Origin of the sequence: Terrirubrum flagellatum (genome assembly GCF_022059845.1) — a bacterium.
Classification (GTDB): Bacteria; Pseudomonadota; Alphaproteobacteria; order Rhizobiales; family Beijerinckiaceae; genus Terrirubrum; species Terrirubrum flagellatum.
In genome coordinates this window covers 5,006,097-5,021,579 of sequence record NZ_CP091851.1, presented here as the reverse complement: position 1 = coordinate 5,021,579, position 15,483 = coordinate 5,006,097, and the positions used below count along the sequence as shown (strand labels likewise).

The following is a 15,483-nucleotide window of genomic DNA, read 5'->3' as shown; positions in this document are numbered from 1 at the left end:
GCCTTTGAGTCATTTGAGCGTTTACGTGCGCGTCGAAGTCCGTTGCCCACGTCGTTGCCGATGGATCAAATCAATCCATCAGCATTGACGTTTAGGCCATTGTTAATGCCGCCGGTAAACAAAAGGTTGATATGCCGCCCTGGTCGTCAACGGAAACGCAACGAAAGCTCGATGCGCTCGCAGCTGAGGCGGCGAGTCTGTCGGAATTCGAGATCCACGGCCGCGTTGCGACCGTTCGGGGGCTGCTCGTGGAGATCGCCGGCCCCACTCACACGATGCGCGTCGGCGGACGAGTCGGCATCGAAGCGTCGCCCGGCCGCGAAATCGCCTGCGAGGTGATCGGCTTCTCGGGCGACCGCGCGCTGGTGATGCCGTTCGGGAATCTCGAAGGCGTGCGCAGGGGCGCGCGCGCCTTCATCCGCGCCGCTTCGCCCGGCGTGCGGCCGACGCGCGGCTGGCTTGGCCGCGTCGTCAACGGACTTGGCGAGCCGATCGACGGCAAAGGCCCGCTGCCTGCGGGCGCGCAGCTCTATCCTTTCCGCGCCGATCCGCCGCCTGCTCACGCGCGAAACAGGGTCGGCGCGGCGATCGATCTCGGCGTCCGGGCGCTCGACGCGTTTCTCACTTGCTGTCGCGGGCAGCGGATGGGCATCTTCGCGGGCTCCGGCGTCGGCAAGTCGGTGCTTCTCTCCATGCTTGCCCGCAATGCGAAATCGGACGTCGCCGTGATCGGCCTTGTCGGCGAGCGCGGTCGCGAGGTGCAGGAATTCCTCGTCGAGGATCTGGGCGAGGAAGGTCTCGCCCGCTCCGTTGTCGTGGTCGCGACGTCAGACGAGGCGGCGCTGGTGCGCAAGCAGGCGGCCTATCTCACGCTGACGCTGTCCGAATATTTCCGCGACGAAGGGCTCGACGTGCTCTGCATGATGGATTCGGTGACCCGTTTCGCCATGGCCCAGCGCGATGTCGGTCTCGCTTCGGGCGAACCTCCGGCCCAGAAGGGCTATACGCCGACCGTCTTCTCCGAATTGCCGCGGCTGCTCGAGCGGGCCGGCCCGGGAACCGCCAGGGGCTCGATCACCGGCCTGTTCACGGTGCTGGTCGACGGCGACGATCATAACGAGCCGGTCGCCGACGCGGTGCGCGCGATTCTCGACGGCCATATCGTCATGGAGCGGGCGATCGCCGAGCGTGGTCGATATCCCGCGATCAATGTGTTGAAATCGGTGTCGCGGACGATGCCGCGGTCGGCCGATCCCGCCTTCTACCCCTCTGTCCAGCGCGCCCGGCAGATCATGGCGACCTATTCCGACATGGAGGAGCTGATTCGACTGGGCGCCTATCGCGCCGGATCGTCCGCCGAAGTCGACGAGGCGATCGCGCTCCATCCCGACCTCGAAGCATTCCTTGGCCAACAGAAGGAAGAGGTGACTTCGCGCGCCGAAAGCTACAGGCGGCTGGCGACGATCGTCGGCGGCGCGGGCTGACGTCAAGCCAAATGCGACTTTCGTTGAAGGCCAGCCTCCCTCGTTTCAACCTTTGCGAAAGTCGGTAACGAAAGCTCAACCCTCCTTGGTCACCATAAGGGAGGTCCGGCGAGGGCGTCATCCCCGTGGGGGCCGGACCTGCGTGATCGGAGTTTGCGTTCGCCATGAAGTCGCGGGACACCCTGCTGCGCCTCAAGCGCTTCCAGCTCGACGAGAAGCGCCGCAAGGTGGCTCAGCTCGAGATGATGATCGCGGAATTCGACCGCATGGCCGGCGATCTGGATCGGGAGATCCAGTACGAAGAGCAGAAGGCGAAGATCAACGATCCCACCCATTTCGCCTATCCGACCTATGCCCGCGCGGCGATGACGCGCCGCGATAACCTTCGGGAATCCGCTAATAATCTCAAAGGTCAGCTCGATGAGGCGCGCCGCGCCGTCGAGGAGGCGTTCGAGGAGTTGAAGAAGGTCGAAACCCTCGACAGCCGCGAAGCCGCCCGCGAAAAGGCCGAAGCCGCGACCCGTGAGCAGGCCGAATACGACCAGATCGGCCTCTCCCGGCACGCGATCCGCGCAGCCGGCTAAGCACACCCGTTTCAATCCGGCTGCGGCATGAGGTCGCCTGACCGGCGGCGGCGATCGCGCGTCGCCGAACGCCTTTCCCTGACACGATTCGGCCGTCGTTGATTCGCGCGCTTCGCCGCTTGCGATGAGCGAATCGGCCCTCTTTCCACGCTCGATCCGCAATTTCCCCCGCAATACGCCGCGTACGCGGCTGCTCGCGCATTGAATCCGTTTCAGCCGTCACGAGGATTTTATGGAACGGATCCCGCACGCAGCAGCGCGGTCTCGCGCCGGAATGCCGTCGCCTTCGCTTGCCGCCGTCGCCGCCGAAGCGCAGGAAGACGGTTGCGACAATGCGGGACTGGCGAAAGGGGGCCGAGGCCCCTTAAGTCTGAAGGTGCGGAGCAACACGAAATCTCAAGGCGCGCCGGCTAGAATGCCGGGGTTAGGCCCCTTGCCGGAGTTGGAATGGTGATGCAGGGAGGCGCCCGGACCCGGGCGCGACAAGAAGAATGTCCGGGAGGGGACCGATCCTTGCGGGACGTTGTGTCGAGTTGGCCGGCCTCTTTGAAGGCCGCGGGCGAGCGCGTTGCGCCGGTCTTCTGGCCCGTGGTCGGGCTCGGCGCCGTCATCCTGTCTGGCTGGCTTCTCTATAACGAATTTCAGGGCTCAACGGTCGGCGACGTCTGGCGCGCGGTGAAGGCCATTCCGGCGCATCGCTACGCGCTCGCGCTCATCTCCACGGCCGCCGCTTACTGGGCGCTCGCCGGCTATGACCGCATCGCGCTGATGCATCTCCACAAGGAGAAGGGCATCTCCTGGCTGTATATCACGCTCTGCTCTTTCACCACCTACGCGCTCTCGCACAATATCGGCGCCTCCGTGCTGTCGGGCGGCATGGTGCGTTACCGCGCCTATCACGCGAAGGGGCTGACCGCCGGCGAAGTGGCGCTGCTCGTCGCCTTCTGCTCATTCACTTTCGCGCTTGGCATGATCTGTCTTGCGGGCTTCGTCTTCACGTTCGAGCCACAACTGATGCGCCGGCTGCTGCATGTGCCGATCTGGACCGGCCGCATGATCGGCTATGGATGTCTCGCCTTCATTGCGCTCTATATCCTGGGCGCGCTGTTGAAATTGCCGGCGCTGAAGCTCGGCAATCTGACGCTCGAATATCCGCGCTGGCCGATCGCATGGCGGCAGCTCATCATTGGCCCGCTCGAGATCGTCGGCGCGGCCGGCATCATCTATTTCGTGCTGCCGGAAGCGGGCAATCCCGGCTTCTTCGTGGTGCTCGGCATTTTCGTCGCGGTGTTCTCGGCGGCTTTGCTGTCGCAGGCGCCTGGCGGCCTCGGCGTGATGGAGATTCTCTTCATCAAGGCGCTGCCAAATATTCCGAAGCTCGAAGTGCTCGCCGCGATTCTCGTTTTCCGGCTGTTCTATCTCCTGGCGCCGCTGGCGATCTCGGCCGTGATCGTGCTGCTGTTCGAACGCGCCCAGATCGCCCATCGCCACGACAACGATCCGCCGAAGGCCGCGGAGTAGAATTCAAGATTCGATAACAGGCGCATGCGCGCCGGCTTCGCGCCGCAGCAACCCGCCAAGACGCGGATCGGGGAAGACCGCGATCCAGCGCTTCACCGGCGTGAACCCCGCCTTCATGTAGAAGGCGACGGCGCGCTGATGATCGAGCGTGCAGGTGCGCAGCCAGAATTGTTCGATCGGCTTCGCCCAGGCGCGCGCGATCGCCTCGCGCATCAGGAAGGACGCCGCGCCCGATCCGATCGCCTCCCTGACGACGCCGAAGAATTTCAGCTCGCATGCGCCCGCTTTGCGGAAATCGAGTTCGAGCAAGCCGATCTCTCGCCCTTCCCTCATTAACGCATATATCTCCACGCGCTCGTCTTCGAGAATAGCGCGCAGCTCATCCGCGCTCAGGCGCAGACGCGATTCCCACAGCCATTCCTCGCCGACCGCCCGGAACAATCTGAGATACCAATCGCCAGACGGCTTCTCGACGCGCCGAATCTCAAGGCCGGAGCTCGCCGGCGCGACAGCCGGCGTCGGCGCCGCGCGCATCTCAAGCAGAGTGACCACCTCGGCGAGATGGCCGGCGGGAATGTCAAACTGTTCTGTGAGTTCGGTCATCGCGGCGGCGTTACGGTTGAGTTGAGAACCGCCGCACTCCTATCACACCGCGCCGACGGTTTTCAGCCTCGCGCGGGCATGAATTTCGCCCTGGCCGAGCACGGCGGTCTCGCGCCGGAAACGCTCGACAATCGAGCGCACGAACGGCCGCGCCTGCGATGACGTGACGAAGACCGGCATCTCGCCGATGCGCGCCGCGTCCTCGAAGCGTTCGCGCACCAGATTGACGAACTCGGTCAATTTCGACGGCGCCATGGCGAGATGCTTGTTGTCGCCTTCGCCGATGATCGATTCCGCGAACGCCGTCTCCCAGGGCGATGACAGGGTGACGATCGACAATTGTCCGTTCGGCGCGGTGTATTGCGCGCAAATCTGACGGGCGAGACGCACGCGCACCTGCTCGACGATGTCGCGCGGATTCTTGAGCACGCCGCAGACCTCGGCGATCGCCTCGATGATGGTGCCGAGATCGCGGATCGACACGCGCTCCGCCAGCAGGAGCTGCAGCACACGCTGGATGCCTGTGGTCGAGATCGATTGCGGCACGATTTCCTTGACGAGTTCGAGATGCTCCTTCGGCAATTCGCGCAGGAGCTTCTGCGTCTCCACATGGGAGAGAAGCTCCGACATATTCGCTTTCAACACTTCGGTCAGATGCGTCGCAATCACCGTCGCCGCATCGACCACGGTGTAGCCGCGCATCTGCGCTTCGTCGCGCAGCGACGCGTCGATCCAGGTCGCCGGCAATCCGAACGTCGGTTCGAGCGTGTGCTGGCCCGGCAATCCGACCTGACCGCCATTTGGATCCATCGCCATGAACTGGCCCGGAAATACGCGGCCCTGCCCGGCCTCGATCTCCTTCACGCGCACGATATAGACGTTCGATTCAAGATGGACATTGTCGACGATGCGCACCGACGGCATCACGAAGCCCATCTCCGCCGCGAGCTGCCGTCGCAACGCCTTGATCTGCTCCGTGAGTTTCTCCTGGTTCGACGCGCCATTGACGAGCGACATCAGGGCGTAGCCGATTTCGAGCTTCAGTTCGTCCATCTTCAGGACGGACGACATCGTCTCCTCGGGGTCGGCCTGCGCGGCAGCGGCGGCAGCCGCGCTGGTGGGATCGGCGAGCGCCTTCTCCATGGCTTTCTTGTTGTTCTGATCGACATAGCGCGCGAGCCAGCCAACGATGCCGGCGACGCCGAAGAACGGAATCAGCGGCATGCCGGGCAGCAGGCCGATCAGCGCCATGACGCCGGCGGAAACGCCGAGCGCCTTGGGATAGTTGGAGAACTGCTTGCCAAGCGCGCGATCGGCGGATTCGCGCAGGCCCGCTTTCGACACGAGAAGGCCCGCCGCGGTCGACACGATCAGCGCTGGTATTTGCGTGACGAGACCATCGCCCGCGGTCAGCAGCGTGAAGGCGCGCGCCGCCGCAGCGAAGGTCATGCCTTGCTGCGACACGCCGATGATGATGCCGCCGATGATATTGATGAAGGTGATCAGAAGACCGGCGATCGCGTCGCCGCGCACGAATTTCGAGGCGCCGTCCATGGCGCCGTAGAACGAGCTTTCATCTTCGAGCGCCTTGCGGCGCTTCTTCGCCTCTTCCTGATCGATGATGCCGGCCGAGAGATCGGCGTCGATCGCCATCTGCTTGCCGGGCATCGCGTCGAGGGTGAAGCGCGCCGCGACTTCCGCGATGCGGCCGGAGCCTTTCGTGATGACCACGAAGTTCACGATGATCAGGATCGAGAACACGATGAGGCCAATAACGAAATTGCCGGCCATGACGAAATTGCCAAAGGCCTCGATCACATGGCCGGCGGCCGCGCCGCCCGTGTGGCCATTGGCGAGGATCAGGCGCGTGCTGGCGAGATTGAGCGCGAGTCTCAGCATCGTCGCGATCAGCAGGATCGTCGGAAAGGCGGAGAACTCCATCGGCGCCTGAATGAACAGCGCCATCATCAGGATCAGCACCGACAGGATGATCGACACCGCGAGCAGCATGTCGAGCAGGATCGGCGGCAGCGGCACGAGCAGCACCGCGAGGATGCCCATGACCGCGACCGCCAGCGCCATGTCGGAGCGGCGCAGCATGTCGCCGGCGTCCTTGACGCTGAAGCCGGCGAAAGTCGCCGGCTTCGCCGCATCTGCGGGGACGTCGCTCATCGCTTCAGATGACCTTCAATGACGCGCGATCAGGCGGCGTGCCCGCGCAACTGGCCGGGCTCCGGCACCGAGACGCCGGCGTCGGAATATTCGTTGAGCTTGTTGCGCAGCGTGCGGATCGAGATGCCGAGAATCTTCGCCGCATGGGTTCTGTTGCCGAGGCAGTGATCGAGCGTGTCGAGGATGAGATCGCGCTCGACTTCCGCCACAGTGCGGCCGACAAGCGAGCGGGTCACAGCTTCGGCGGTTTCCGCAGCGCGGGTCGCGGCGTCGTTCGGCTTGGCGCCGAATGATTCGCCATCAGGCGCGCGGATCGCGTCCGGCCCGATCTCGGCGTCCGTCGCGAGCAGCACGGCGCGATGCATGGTGTTCTCGAGTTCGCGCACATTGCCCGGCCAGGTCGAGGACAGCAGCATGCGTTTCGCCTCGACGCTGAGCTTGCGCGGCGGCAACCCGTTCATCTCGGCATATTTGCGAATGAAAAACTCAGCCAGTTCGAGAATGTCGGCCGGACGATCGCGCAGCGCGGGGATTTTCAGATTCACGACGTTGAGGCGATAGAACAGATCCTCGCGGAACGTTCCTTTCTTCACCTCTTCGGCGAGATTGCGGTTGGCGGTCGCGATGATGCGGATATCGACCTTCACCGGCCCCGAGCCGCCGACGCGATCGATGACGCGCTCCTGAATCGCGCGCAAGAGCTTGGCCTGCAGCCGCACATCCATTTCCGAGATTTCATCGAGCAGCAGCGTGCCGCCATTCGCCTCTTCGAACTTGCCGATGCGCCGCGCGACGGCGCCGGTGAAGGCGCCTTTCTCATGGCCGAACAGTTCCGATTCGAGCAGCGCGTCAGGGATGGCCGCGCAGTTGACCGCGATGAACGGCTTGTTCGCGCGCGCCGACTTCTGATGGACAAGCCGCGACACCGCTTCCTTGCCGGTGCCGCTTTCGCCGGTGACCAGTATCGACGCGTCGGAACGCGCCACCTGCTCGGCGAGGCGAACGACGCGCGCCATCGCCTCATCTTTGAAAACCAGCGCACGATTGTCTGCGGCGACAGCCTCGATGACGGCCGCGATCAATTCGGGATCGGGCGGCAGCGGGATATATTCGCGCGCGCCGGCCTGGATCGCGGCGACGGCCGCACGCGCATCGGTGCGCACGCCGCAAGCGATCAGCGGCGTCCGGATGCGTTCGTCGCTGAGCGCCTGAACCAGCGCAGCGATGTCGAGCACGACATCGGCCATGATCAGATCAGCGCCTTTGATGCGCAAATGCTGCAGCGCCTGTTCCTGATCGGCGGCATGGGTGACCGTCGCGCCGCGCGCCATGGCGATGCGCGTCGCTTCGATCAGTTGCCCGCCAAGCGGACCGGCAATGAGAAGTCGCATGGTCGGTCTCCGTTATTTGTCGAGCTTGATGATTTCGGTCATGGTCACGCCGAGCTTGTCCTCGACCAGCACGACCTCGCCGCGCGCGACCAGCCGGTTGTTGACATAGATGTCGATCGCTTCGCCGACGCTGCGATCGAGATCGAGCACGCTGCCGGGTTCGAGCTTCAGGAGATCGCCGACCGGCATGCGCGTGCGTCCGAGCACGGCCGAGACCGTGACGGGCACGTCGAAGAGTTGTTCGAGATCGGCCGCCCCCTTGCTGACCATGGGGCCGTCGCTCGAATCCGTGGCGATGCTTCCAGCGAACGTGTTCCGTTCGAGATCGGGAAGCGGCATCGATGAGTCGCTCATGGGTGGCTCCCGTTTCCTCAATCAACCGCGATGGCGGCGTGACGCTCGATCGCGTCCACCAGTTTCTGGCGCAGCGCGGCGCTTTCGCGGCGCATGCCGCCGTCGGCCCATTCGAGCGAGAAGTCCGCGCGCGCGATGTCCGTTTCGCCCATCACGATCAGCCGGCCTTCGAAGCCGCGCTCACGCGCGATCCGCGCCAGCGCCTCGTTCGCCTGTTCGACAAGGCTCTCATGCAGGCGGATCACGCAGTGAGGCGCCTGGCGCAACTGACCGAAAACGTCGCGCGCCGCGGCTTCCAGCGCCGCCAGCGGATAATGCGTGATGGCGACGCCGGCCGCCGCCTCGGCGAAGCGCAACGCGAATGTCACGACCTCGCTCGCGGCCGCAGTCTCGAGTTCGTCAGCCGACGCAAGCAGCTCGGCCGCGCGCGTCGCGATCGATTCAAGCGCCTTCATCAAACGCTGATCGAACTCGCGCTGCGCTTGCGCGCGACCCTCCGCCACGCCCTGCGCGAAACCCTTCTCGCGAGCGCGCTCTTCATTGTCCACGCGAGCGCGCTCATTCGCCGACGGCGCGAGCGGCGCCTTCGGCGCCTTGCCGAAATCATGACCGAAGATGAATTTCTCTGCCGCGGTCATATCTCAATACACCAGTTCATCTTCCGAGCGGTTCTTGCTGATCATGATCTCGCCCTTGTCGGCGAGATCCTTGGCGGTGAGCACGATGGCGGCTTGCGCCTCGTCGACATCCTTGAGGCGCATCGGGCCAAGCGCTCCCATTTCGTCTTCCATCGTCTTGGCGGCGCGCGTCGACATGTTGGAGAAGAAGAATTTGCGCACCGTCTCGTTGGCGCCCTTCAGCGCCTTGGTGAGCAGCATCTTGTCCACCGAACGCATCAGGGTCTGCATGGACGCCGGATCGAGCTTCACAAGATCGTCGAAGGTGAACATCAGCGAGCGGATGCGCTTCGCAGCGTCGTGGTTCACTTCCTCAAGCGAATTCAGGAAGCGGCTCTCGGTCTGGCGATCGAACGAGTTGAAGATCTCCGCCATCAATTCGTGCGCGTCGCGCCGCGTGGTCTGCGAAAGATTCGAAACGAACTCGCTGCGCAGCGTCTCCTCGATGCGTTCGAGCGCGTCCTTCTGCACGCCTTCGAGCTTCAGCATGCGATGCACCACATCCGTCGAGATGTCGTCAGGCAGCGCCGCGAGAACCTTCGCCGCGTGATCGGTCCTGATTTTCGAAAGGATGACCGCAGCGGTCTGCGGATATTCGTTCTTCAGGAAATTCGCCAGCACGTCGCCATCGACGTTGGAGAGCTTCTGCCACATGTTGCGGCCGGCGGGGCCGCGGATTTCCTCCATGATCAGCGAGACCTGCTGCGCCGGCAGAATTTTCTGCAGCAGCAATTCGGTGCGGTCGAGCGAGCCGGTGATGGCGCCGGTCGCCGACATCTTCGACACGAATTCGACGATCAGGGACTCGACCGTCAGCGCCTCGATCGAGCCGAGCTGCGACATGGCGATCGAAACGGCGCGGATCTCGTCCTCGTCGAACATCTTCCAGAGCTCGGCGCCATGCTCCTCGCCGAGCGCAAGCAGAAGCACCGCCGCGCGTTGCGGTCCTGACAGGCCTTCGACCTTCTGACCCTTAGGAGGCGCCATATTGCGACTTACCTCCCTTCATGAATCATCTGGCGGATGATCGCGAGCGCTTCAGTGGGATTGGCCTTGACGACTTCGCCGATGCGCTCGAGCGATTGCGCCTGCACCTGGCCATTGACCTTCGCCATGTCGAGATAGCGCATCGCGGCGGATTCACGCGGCTGCAGAGGCTCCCCAGCCGCACTCACCGTCGGCCCTTCGCCGCCGGCCGTCGCAACCGCTTCAGTCGGCCCTGACAACATGCCGCCCGTCACCTGCGCGAATGTCGCACGCAAACTGTCCGGCGTGATCACGCGATTGACGAGCGGGCGCACGACGAGAAGCATCACGATCAACGTCAGGATCGCGAGCACGCCGAGTTCGGCGCCGCGATAGATGTCGTCCTTCGTCGGCTGCAACAGGCTCCTCAGCAGGCTCGGCTCTTCGAGAGGCTCCGCCTGACGCGGCGGTTCGGCGAAGCGCAGATTGACGATCTCAACCGTGTCGCCGCGATTGCGATCGAAGCCGATGGCGCTGCGCACCAGCGCTCCGATCCGGTCGAGCTCCTCCTGCGGGCGCGGCTGGTAGGCGAGTTCGCCGCCGCCGCCATTGCGCAGATACTGACCGTCGACGAGCACGGCGACGGAGATTTTCTTGACGCGCCCGCCTTCCTGCATCTCCGAACGAACAGTCTTGGTGTAATCGTAATTCGCGATTTCCTCATTCTTGTTGGAGCCGTCGCGCGTCGTGTTCTGCGCGGGACCGTTGCGCTGCTGTCCCGGCAATTCGTTGCCGACCGAAACCTGATTCTCGCCGTTGGTGGTCTGCGTCTGCTCGGTGCGCGTCTGCGTCGAGCGGAGCACGCGGCTTTCCGGATCGTAGCTCTCCTGCGTCTGCTGGATGCGGCTGAAATCCATCTCGGCCGCCACCTGCACGCGAGCGCGTCCCTGCCCCACCACATTCGCGACGATGTCTTCGATCTGCGCGCGCAGGCGCCGCTCCAGCGCCGACTGCTTCTCCTCGGCTGCGGCGCCGGCGTTGCCTTCGGCGGCGCCGTCGGCGAGCAGACGGCCCGTCTCATCGACAATCGAGACGCGCTCAGGCTTCAGCCCCTCGACGGCCGACGCCGCGAGATGGCGAATCGCGCGCACCTGCGCGGCGTCAAGCTCGCCGCGAACCTTGAGCACGATCGAAGCGCGCGGCGGCTCGCGGTCGCGCTCGAACACGCGGCGCTCAGGCAACACGAGATGCACGCGGGCCGACGTCACGCGGCTGATCGACGCGATCGTGCGGGCGAGTTCGCCTTCCAGCGCGCGCAGGTGATTGATGTTCTGGACGAAGCTGGTCGAAGAAAAGGCGTCGCCCTTGTCGAAGATTTCGTAGCCGACCGAGCCGCCCGACGGCATGCCTTTCGCCGCGAAATCCATGCGGATGCGCGGAATGTCGGCCTTGGGAGCGAGAATCGTCTGCCCGTCCTGGCGGGTCTCGTATTTGATCCCTCTGGTGTCGAGCTCCTTGATGATCGACGCCGCCTCGGACAAGGGCAGGTCGCTGTAGAGCACGGCCATGGCCGGCGTCGTGGCGCGGATGATCATGAAAGCGAAAAAGCCGACGAGCGCCAGCGTCACGGCCAGCATCGCCGCGAGCCGCGCCGGCCCGAACTTCGAAAACGCCTCGGTAATCCCGTTCAAGACGTCACGCTCCACACGACCAACGCCGGCCGCCACCGAACGCCCGGAAGGCGCCCGGCAGAAATTGCCGGGTAGATGGTTATCAGCCGGTTAACGCCTTGGCCGATCTGGCGATTGGGGTCCGGATTCAATCGACGCGAAGCCGCTTCCGGCAGCCGGAATTCAGCCTGCCGCCGGCGGCTTGATGAAAGCGAAAGGACAAAGCGCGAATTCGCGCGATTTCAGTCGATGGCGCGGTCAGCGCTGCGACAGGCCGCACCAGCTTCCGCGCCGGCCGCCGCCATAGGGCCGCGCCAGCCCCTCCGCCAGCAGCGCATTGGCGACGTTCACGCCATCGGCCATGAGATTAGCGGTCACCCGTCCGAAATATTTGTCGCCGCCGACCTGCCGCACGATGATCCGCCGGCCGGCGACAAGCTCATGCACGCGATTACGCGCAGCCACGGCGAGATCGCGCTCCGACCCGCAGGCGCCGCGAATCTCCGGCGCATCGACGCTGAGCAGCCTGATCCGCGTGATGACATCCTGCCCGAGCCAGACCGCGACCCGCGCCTCGACCGTGTCGCCGTCGATCACGCGGGTGATGACCGCCTCATAATCGCCGATCAGGCGGCGCGAGCGCCCGTTGGGCGCGGACCAGTTGTCCCTTTCCTCGACTTCGATTGCGGCCGGCGTTGCGCCCGCGGAGCGGGTGAATTCGGCCCGGCCCACGATCGCCGCTGCTCCGAAGCCGGCCAGGACCACTCCCGCCATGATACTATGGCGAAGCAGTCGGAATTGGCGGCCCGATAAGACAAAAGGCATGATATATGTTTATAGTCCTATTAGCGTAACGATGCAAGCGCAAAATGAGCGCGGCGCGCAAAACAAAAGGCCGCCTCGCGGCGGCCTTCGATTCCATTGATTCGCTGAAGGTCGGAAATCCCGACCGGGGCCTCCGCCCAGCGAATCACTCCGCCATCGCCCATTTGCCGCGATAGAGATCCTTGCGCGACGGCGGCAGGCCCACCGAGCCGCGCACCCGCTTCGAGGCCAACGTCTGATAGAGGCAGACAGTGTTGCGCTGGAACGAGATCGAGCAGGCGGCAAGATACATCAGCCACAGACGCGCCGTCGGCATGCTCACTTCCTTCGCCGCAGCGTCGATATTGGCGAGAAGGCGATCATGCCACATGCGGCAGGTGCGCATGTAATGCTCGCGCCAGGCTTCGACGTCATGCACCTCGAATCCGGCGCGTTCGAGGTTCGTCACCGTGCCGCCGATGAAATCGAGTTCGCCGCCGGGGAAAATATATTTGGTGAGCGCCGCGAATTCCGGCCGCTTCTTGCGCGTCATCGTCGACTGGCTCTTGCCCGGCCGCGTGATGCCGTGATGCAGGAAGAGCCCGCCCGGCTTCAGCACGCGCTGAACCGTGCCATAATATTTCGGGAAATTGTCGATGCCGACATGCTCGATCATGCCGATGGCGGCGACCTTGTCATAGACGTTCTCGCCTGCGACGTCGGCATAGTCCTTCAGCTCGATCGTGACGCGATCCTGAAGGCCAAGCCGCTTCACCTTCTCCTGCGCGTAAGCGACCTGCTGTTCAGACAGCGTCACGCCATGGCAGATCGCGCCATAATGCTGCGCGGCGTAGCAGGAAAACGCGCCCCAGCCGCAGCCCATGTCGAGCACGCGATCGCCCGGCTTCAGGCGCAGACGGCGACAGGACATCTCCAGCTTGTTGAGCTGGATCGTGTCGAGATCGTCGCTCCATTCGTTGAAGTAGCCGCAGGTGTAGACCATCTCCTTGTCGAGCCACATCTCATAGAACGCGTTCGACACGTCGTAGTGATAGGCGATGTTCTTCTTGTTCTCCTTGGCGGAGCCGTCGCTCTCTTTCTCTTCGCCAATATGCTCAAGCGGCCACGGCCCGCCGCGCGGCACGAGAAGGAACTTCGCCGCCGTCATCAGCGCCTGTTTGCGGTCGAGAACCTTGAGCCACTCTTTCGTGCGCTTCGTCGGGCGCTGCTCGACGAGATCGAACACTGTGCCATTCTTCACATCGACGCGCGCCGACGCCCAGAGATTGGCGAGCGTGTCGAGATTCGGCTTGCGGATCAGCGCCGCGACCGCGCCTTCGTCGGCGAACGACACCGCCATCGCGTCCTTGGGGAGATCGGCGGGGACTGTCGTGCCGTCCCAGAGATGGAAGCCGAACTTGATGTCGAGCTTGTCGCGGAATTCCGTCAACAGCTCGCGGAAGCTCGCGACGCGCTTGGCCGCCTTGGTCATTACGATCTCATCCCGTGAAAACTGCGCCGATGCGCGAGGCTTGCGGCCGCCCGCCTTATAGCGGTCGCCTGCGCCTGTCCATCAAGCCGCGAAAGGCTATGATTCCGGACATATTCAGAAATCGCTGGCGATGCCTTTGTTCTCCCAGTCGCCATAACGCACCGGCTCCGGACCCTCGCGGCCGTTGATTTCCTTTTCGCGGGCGAGGTCCGCCTTGGCCTTCTCATAGGCCGCTCGCCGCTCTTCCGCCTCGGCAAGCGCGCGCTTCGCCGCCTCCGTCAAAGGCTTGGCGGGATTTGCCGCAGGGGAATGATCGTCTGATGGCATGTCGCAGGGCTGACGCGTTGTCCTGAACCCCTTATACGCCTCTGTCCCATGAATCGATCCACCCCCAGGCCGGCGCGACCCGACCCTTCGCAGTCCGCCGCCGATACGGCGCGCGCGCTGGGCGCTCGCCGGGCCGCAGCGTCGGCGCTGCGCCATGTCGTCGAGAGGCGTGTGGCGATGGATGACGCGCTTCAGCGCGCTCTGGCGCGCGGCGGCGAGCTTGATCACCGCGACGCCCAGCTCGCTCGTTCGATCACGACCATCGCTCTCAAACATCTCGGCGGCCTGCGCAAGGCACTCGACGCGCGCCTTGAAAAGGGTCTGGCCGCGACCCCGCCCGAGCTCGCTGCGACGCTGATCGTCGGCGCGACGCAGATCCTGTTCATGGCGATTCCCGCCCATGCCGCCGTCGACTGCGCTGTCGAACTGACCCGCGCCGACCGCCGCCTGTCCGGTCTCGCCGGGGTGGCCAACGCCGTGCTGCGCAGAATCTCATCAGAAAAAGACGCCCTGCTCGAAGATCATGATCCGGTCGCAGATTTGCCCGACTGGCTCGCCCGGCGCTGGCGCGAAACCTACGGCGAGGCGAAGCTGCAAAAGATCGCAGCGGCGCTGGCTCTTGAACCGACGCTCGATGTGACGCCTCTCTCTGAAGCCACCGACTGGGCCGAGCGGCTCGACGGCGCTCTCATGCCGACGGGCTCGATCCGGCTCCGCTCGCTGGCGCCCGTCGAGACGCTGTCAGGCTATCAGGAGGCGCGCTGGTTCGTGCAGGACGCCGCAGCCGCTTTGCCGGCGAAGCTCTTGTCCGCGCAAGCCGGCGAGCGCGTTCTCGACCTCTGCGCCGCGCCCGGAGGCAAGACGGCGCAGCTTGCTGCGACCGGCGCTTCGGTCATCGCCGTCGACCGCTCCTCCGCCCGCCTCAAGCGGCTGAAAGAAAACCTCAATCGGCTCCATCTGACAGCCCAGGTGGTGACCGCGGACGCGGCTGCATGGTCGGGCGAATCGGCCGACGCGATTCTGCTCGATGCGCCTTGCGCATCCACCGGAACGATCCGCCGTCACCCCGACGTCGCCTGGACCAAAAGCGAGGACGACGTGCGCTCGCTGGCCGCGCTGCAAAGCCGGCTCATTGACCATGCGATCGACCTCCTCAAGCCCGGCGGAAGGCTGGTCTATTCGACCTGCTCGCTCGAACCCGAAGAGGGCGAACAACAGATCGAATCGCTGCTCCGGCGACGGAGCGATGTCCGCCTTGATCCGATCGCGGCCGGAGAAGCGCCCGGTCTCGCCGACGCTATCGACGCTCATGGCGCGCTGCGCACGACGCCTGACCTCTGGCCTGATCCGCAACCGCGCCTTGCCGGCCTCGACGGCTTCTACGCCGCGCGGCTTAGGCGCGCCGGTTGAGGGCGAATGGTTAATGATAAAGCATAAG

14 protein-coding genes are annotated in these 15,483 nt (G+C 64.5%); 4 read left to right on the top strand and 10 right to left on the bottom strand.

What is annotated here, in order from left to right:
• The first annotated feature begins 131 nt into the window (after positions 1–131).
• The 3 genes from fliI (at position 132) to L8F45_RS24425 (ending at position 3,589) form a co-directional block, all read left to right on the top strand.
• On the top strand, positions 132–1,484 hold the full coding sequence (fliI, locus tag L8F45_RS24435; RefSeq protein WP_342360432.1) for a flagellar protein export ATPase FliI: 1,353 nt from the start codon (positions 132–134) through the stop codon (positions 1,482–1,484).
• Positions 1,485–1,648: 164 nt separating this feature from the next.
• Positions 1,649–2,068, top strand: coding sequence for a flagellar export protein FliJ (gene fliJ / locus L8F45_RS24430; RefSeq protein WP_342360431.1), 420 nt, complete (start codon positions 1,649–1,651; stop codon positions 2,066–2,068).
• Between the two features lie 513 nt (positions 2,069–2,581).
• Positions 2,582–3,589 carry a lysylphosphatidylglycerol synthase transmembrane domain-containing protein gene (locus L8F45_RS24425; RefSeq protein ID WP_342360430.1) on the top strand — a complete coding sequence of 336 codons (1,008 nt, stop codon included), beginning with the start codon at positions 2,582–2,584 and terminating at the stop codon, positions 3,587–3,589.
• Between the two features lie 3 nt (positions 3,590–3,592).
• On the opposite strand, the gene L8F45_RS24420 is transcribed toward L8F45_RS24425, so the two are convergent.
• The 10 genes from L8F45_RS24420 to L8F45_RS24375 all read right to left on the bottom strand — a co-directional run bounded on the left by L8F45_RS24420 (position 3,593) and on the right by L8F45_RS24375 (position 14,045).
• Positions 3,593–4,192, bottom strand: coding sequence for a GNAT family N-acetyltransferase (locus tag L8F45_RS24420; RefSeq protein WP_342360429.1), 600 nt, complete (start codon positions 4,190–4,192; stop codon positions 3,593–3,595).
• Positions 4,193–4,234: 42 nt separating this feature from the next.
• The gene (flhA, locus tag L8F45_RS24415; RefSeq protein ID WP_425329959.1) at positions 4,235–6,364 is read right to left on the bottom strand and encodes a flagellar biosynthesis protein FlhA; all 2,130 of its coding nucleotides are present in this window, start codon (positions 6,362–6,364) and stop codon (positions 4,235–4,237) included.
• 29 nt (positions 6,365–6,393) lie between these two features.
• Positions 6,394–7,755 (bottom strand): sigma-54-dependent transcriptional regulator FlbD, encoded by a 1,362-nt coding sequence (flbD, locus tag L8F45_RS24410; protein ID WP_342360428.1) that lies wholly within the window; start codon positions 7,753–7,755, stop codon positions 6,394–6,396.
• 12 nt (positions 7,756–7,767) lie between these two features.
• The gene (gene fliN / locus L8F45_RS24405; protein ID WP_342360427.1) at positions 7,768–8,109 is read right to left on the bottom strand and encodes a flagellar motor switch protein FliN; all 342 of its coding nucleotides are present in this window, start codon (positions 8,107–8,109) and stop codon (positions 7,768–7,770) included.
• Between the two features lie 17 nt (positions 8,110–8,126).
• Positions 8,127–8,747 (bottom strand): FliH/SctL family protein, encoded by a 621-nt coding sequence (locus L8F45_RS24400; RefSeq protein ID WP_342360426.1) that lies wholly within the window; start codon positions 8,745–8,747, stop codon positions 8,127–8,129.
• A gap of 3 nt (positions 8,748–8,750) precedes the next feature.
• Positions 8,751–9,773 (bottom strand): flagellar motor switch protein FliG, encoded by a 1,023-nt coding sequence (gene fliG / locus L8F45_RS24395; RefSeq protein WP_342360425.1) that lies wholly within the window; start codon positions 9,771–9,773, stop codon positions 8,751–8,753.
• A gap of 8 nt (positions 9,774–9,781) precedes the next feature.
• Positions 9,782–11,443, bottom strand: coding sequence for a flagellar basal-body MS-ring/collar protein FliF (gene fliF, locus L8F45_RS24390; RefSeq protein WP_425329958.1), 1,662 nt, complete (start codon positions 11,441–11,443; stop codon positions 9,782–9,784).
• Positions 11,444–11,680: 237 nt separating this feature from the next.
• Positions 11,681–12,196: a thermonuclease family protein gene (locus L8F45_RS24385; protein ID WP_342360424.1), complete on the bottom strand. Its 516-nt coding sequence runs from the start codon at positions 12,194–12,196 to the stop codon at positions 11,681–11,683.
• Between the two features lie 196 nt (positions 12,197–12,392).
• The gene (locus tag L8F45_RS24380) at positions 12,393–13,718 is read right to left on the bottom strand and encodes a class I SAM-dependent methyltransferase (protein ID WP_342360423.1); all 1,326 of its coding nucleotides are present in this window, start codon (positions 13,716–13,718) and stop codon (positions 12,393–12,395) included.
• A 114-nt stretch (positions 13,719–13,832) separates the two neighbouring features.
• Entirely contained in the window at positions 13,833–14,045 is a 213-nt protein-coding gene (locus L8F45_RS24375; RefSeq protein WP_342360422.1) for a DUF1674 domain-containing protein, read from the bottom strand.
• Positions 14,046–14,093: 48 nt separating this feature from the next.
• Here L8F45_RS24375 and L8F45_RS24370 point away from each other — a divergent pair, with 48 nt between their 5' ends.
• Positions 14,094–15,455 carry an RsmB/NOP family class I SAM-dependent RNA methyltransferase gene (locus L8F45_RS24370; protein WP_342360421.1) on the top strand — a complete coding sequence of 454 codons (1,362 nt, stop codon included), beginning with the start codon at positions 14,094–14,096 and terminating at the stop codon, positions 15,453–15,455.
• Positions 15,456–15,483: the final 28 nt, after the last annotated feature.

What these genes read in the sequence shown, in the direction of transcription:
- flhA (WP_425329959.1), bottom strand. Translation starts at nt 6,364, where the DNA reads ATGAGCGACGTCCCCGCAGATGCGGCGAAGCCGGCGACTTTCGCCGGC.
- flbD (WP_342360428.1), bottom strand. Translation starts at nt 7,755, where the DNA reads ATGCGACTTCTCATTGCCGGTCCGCTTGGCGGGCAACTGATCGAAGCG.
- fliN (WP_342360427.1), bottom strand. Translation starts at nt 8,109, where the DNA reads ATGAGCGACTCATCGATGCCGCTTCCCGATCTCGAACGGAACACGTTC.
- fliI (WP_342360432.1), top strand. Translation starts at nt 132, where the DNA reads ATGCCGCCCTGGTCGTCAACGGAAACGCAACGAAAGCTCGATGCGCTC.
- fliG (WP_342360425.1), bottom strand. Translation starts at nt 9,773, where the DNA reads ATGGCGCCTCCTAAGGGTCAGAAGGTCGAAGGCCTGTCAGGACCGCAA.
- L8F45_RS24420 (WP_342360429.1), bottom strand. Translation starts at nt 4,192, where the DNA reads ATGACCGAACTCACAGAACAGTTTGACATTCCCGCCGGCCATCTCGCC.
- L8F45_RS24375 (WP_342360422.1), bottom strand. Translation starts at nt 14,045, where the DNA reads ATGCCATCAGACGATCATTCCCCTGCGGCAAATCCCGCCAAGCCTTTG.
- L8F45_RS24370 (WP_342360421.1), top strand. Translation starts at nt 14,094, where the DNA reads ATGAATCGATCCACCCCCAGGCCGGCGCGACCCGACCCTTCGCAGTCC.
- L8F45_RS24380 (WP_342360423.1), bottom strand. Translation starts at nt 13,718, where the DNA reads ATGACCAAGGCGGCCAAGCGCGTCGCGAGCTTCCGCGAGCTGTTGACG.
- L8F45_RS24385 (WP_342360424.1), bottom strand. Translation starts at nt 12,196, where the DNA reads ATGGCGGGAGTGGTCCTGGCCGGCTTCGGAGCAGCGGCGATCGTGGGC.
- fliJ (WP_342360431.1), top strand. Translation starts at nt 1,649, where the DNA reads ATGAAGTCGCGGGACACCCTGCTGCGCCTCAAGCGCTTCCAGCTCGAC.
- L8F45_RS24400 (WP_342360426.1), bottom strand. Translation starts at nt 8,747, where the DNA reads ATGACCGCGGCAGAGAAATTCATCTTCGGTCATGATTTCGGCAAGGCG.